Origin of the sequence: Paracoccus endophyticus, assembly GCF_003286075.1 — a bacterium.
In the GTDB taxonomy this organism is placed as follows: domain Bacteria; phylum Pseudomonadota; class Alphaproteobacteria; order Rhodobacterales; family Rhodobacteraceae; genus Paracoccus; species Paracoccus endophyticus.
This window is the reverse complement of the sequence record NZ_QLUV01000041.1, coordinates 1-1904: the sequence shown is the minus strand read 5'-3', so window position 1 is coordinate 1904 and position 1904 is coordinate 1. Positions and strand designations below refer to the sequence as shown.

At 60.8% G+C, this 1904-nt stretch carries 3 protein-coding genes; 2 read left to right on the top strand and 1 reads right to left on the bottom strand.

Annotated features, from left to right (window positions below; all coding sequences use genetic code 11):
• Nucleotides 1-104: 104 nt before the first annotated feature.
• Both DPQ23_RS15140 and DPQ23_RS15135 read left to right on the top strand, forming a co-directional pair.
• Nucleotides 105-302, top strand: a complete 198-nt coding sequence (locus DPQ23_RS15140) for a hypothetical protein (RefSeq protein ID WP_112875586.1) — start codon at nucleotides 105-107, stop codon at nucleotides 300-302.
• Between the two features lie 129 nt (nucleotides 303-431).
• Entirely contained in the window at nucleotides 432-815 is a 384-nt protein-coding gene (locus DPQ23_RS15135; RefSeq protein ID WP_240602851.1) for a hypothetical protein, read from the top strand.
• A 45-nt stretch (nucleotides 816-860) separates the two neighbouring features.
• Here the strand turns inward: DPQ23_RS15135 and DPQ23_RS15130 are convergent, their stop codons facing one another.
• Entirely contained in the window at nucleotides 861-1526 is a 666-nt protein-coding gene (locus DPQ23_RS15130) for a L,D-transpeptidase (protein ID WP_112875585.1), read from the bottom strand.
• Nucleotides 1527-1904 lie beyond the last annotated feature (378 nt).

The following is a 1904-nucleotide window of genomic DNA, read 5'->3' as shown; positions in this document are numbered from 1 at the left end:
CCAGCTGGCCATAATGTTCGCAGGGCGCTTCGACGCCTGACCGTATCTGAAAACCGCATGGGCCAGGTCAGATACACAGAGTTTCAGACACTCCCGCGCAGGTCATGTCCGAGGAGGAACTGATGCTCTGCGCGCTCATCACCGATGCACGGCGCTCGGATTCCGAGACTCCGGTCATCAGTCCCGGCGGCTACATGCGCGGCATGGTCGAGGCTTGCCTGCTCGGCAACCTCAATCTGGCCGGAAGCCTAATCGGCCTTAACGAACGCAGGCTGGCTGAGGAGCAGGGCGGGGGGCAGTGATGCAACTTCATCCCAGAACGGCAGTTATCGTCACTCGCATTTGGGCCTCCTGAAGTTTTGGCGGGGTTTGCGCGTCCCGCTTCGTGGCGTACATTTTGAAAGCGGCTCTAAGCACGAGGCACGAAGACAATGAATCCCACCAACCAGGTGATTATCAACCTCGTCGTATCAGGAGCCGGCCCTCTCGCCAGGCCACCCATCGACCACGAACGGGGTGCCACACTCACCCGTGCGATCGTCGCTACAGTCGCGCTTTTCTCGCTGGGCGCTTGCGCCGCGCCAACGATCCGCACATCGGATCAGTCCCAAGCCGCCGTAGGTCAGGTGCCTGCGCAAGTGCTGGCTCTTGCGGGTCCGTACCAGGACTTGCAGACTGTGTGGCTGAACCCCGAGGATGGCTGCTATTGGTATCGCCATGGTGGCCAGGTCGAGACCACGATGCTGCCGCTCCGCACCGGCGCCGGCAAGGTGATCTGCCTTCAGAATTCGGACGCGCCATCCGCCGCGGGCTGATTTGAATGCGTCGCGCCTCCGGAGGCGCGACGTATCGATCATGCGTCACGCTTCGAGAGGCCCGTCCCCCTCGGCGGGATAGAGGAACGCGGTCACGCCTGTTTCGACTTGGTCATAAAGGTCGTTGATATGCGGCATGACCATCCGAACGCAGCCTGAACTTGCGCGACTGCCGATCGAGGTCGGAAATGGCGTGCCATGAATCCTCAGATAGGTATCGCGGTCGCCCAGATAGAGATAGAGGGCGCGCGACCCCAGCGCGTTGTCGGGTCCGGGCTCCATCCCGTCTGCGAACTTCGCATACACCTCGGGCTCTCGCCTGATCATGTCTGCCGTGGGCGTCCAGTGCGGCCATTCTGCCTTGCGCTGGATCTTGTAGGTACCCGGCTCGTACAGACCGCCGCGCCCGATGGCCACGCCATAGCGCATCGCGGTTCCGCCCGGCTCGATGTGATACAGATAGCGCGCAACCGCATCGACGTGAATATCGCCGGGCACGAGGCCGGCTCGGGCTTCGACCCGCTGGGGCAGCAGTCGCGGGTGCAGACCCCACGGATTCGTAGTCGCCGGATCGTAGAAGGCCGGCGTGACCTGCGCGTCCCACGCGGCCCTCTCTGAGGGCGTCGGCCATGACTGGGCCAACAGCGGACGGGATATCACGGGTGAGAACAGGGTTGCGGTTGCAGTGATGAAGTGGCGTCGGGTCAGCATCGAAACTTGATCCTTATATCCTTGTGTCGTGCGGTATCCGGGGATCGGTCGAAGAAACGCGGCGAACGCCGGTCGGGCTGTTTACTTGCTGATCCTGCCTTATACCCTCTTCAGACGCTGCTGCGGGGAATGCCTTACCGCATCCTGCCAGCCAGCAAAGATCGCAAGGATCAATACACCGAGAGCAATCCGGTCCCGTCCAGGCTGCTGAAACTGAGAGAGGACAGGGAAAACAAAATAAGTTATTGAAATATTACATAAAATGGATTATTGAAGCACTGTCTGTAGACGCAAAGTAGAATTGTCGCTGTCTGGCAAAGTAGAACTGTCGCCCTCACCCTGACCTTCGGGGTTCAGCGTGAGGGCTGCGGGATGGGA